The organism is Cupriavidus consociatus (genome assembly GCF_017814975.1).
In the GTDB taxonomy this organism is placed as follows: Bacteria; Pseudomonadota; Gammaproteobacteria; order Burkholderiales; family Burkholderiaceae; genus Cupriavidus; species Cupriavidus consociatus.
Window position 1 is genome coordinate 1 of the sequence record NZ_JAGIQA010000151.1, and the last position, 756, is coordinate 756.

1 protein-coding gene is annotated in these 756 nt (G+C 65.6%); it reads right to left on the bottom strand.

The features are described from left to right. On the bottom strand, window positions 1-756 hold a 756-nt coding region (locus tag J8I82_RS37850; protein WP_209765755.1), incomplete at both ends, for an AAA family ATPase.

Below are 756 nucleotides of genomic sequence, written 5' to 3' on the forward strand. Positions count from 1 at the left end.
CTATCGAGCCATTGCAGGTCTTCGAACAGCACCATCAGCATCTGATTCTGGCTCTCGCGCACCAGCAGTCTTGCAATCGCCTCGAAGGTGCGCCGGCGCCGGATCGTCGGATCCATCGTTGGCAAGGCCGAGCCCGGCTCGACGATCCCCAGCAGGTAGAGCAGGTAGGGCAGATGTTCCTCCAGCGCGCGATCCAGGATCAGCAGCTTGCCCGTTGCCTTCTCGCGACAGCGGCGTTCATCATCCTGTGGCGTGATCTGGAAGTAGTTGCGCAGCAGGTCGATCAGCGGCAGGTAGGGGAACGCCTTGCCATGCGACACCGAGAAGGTTTCGAGCACCAGGCAGCCTTCCTGCGCGCGCGCCTTGAATTCATGGAACAGGCGCGATTTGCCGACGCCCGCCTCCCCCACGACGCCGACGATCTGCCCCCGCCCGCCCTTGGCCAGCGCCAACGCCTCGCCCAGTCGCGCCAACTCCGCCTCACGTCCGACAAAGCGGGCCAGGCCGCGATGCGCCCCCACCTGCAGCCGCGTGCGCAAGGCGCCAAGGCCGAGCACCTCATACACGGCCAGTGGCTCGCGCAGGCCCTTGATCTGGGTACGTCCCAAGGCCTGGAACGCAAAATACCCCTCCGTCAGCCGGTGAGTCGATTCGCTGACCAGGATGGAGGACGGGGTGGCGACGCCTTCCATCCGGGCGGCGATGTGCATGGTGTGGCCCACCGGGTCATAGTCGGTGCGCAAATCGTCCTTGCGG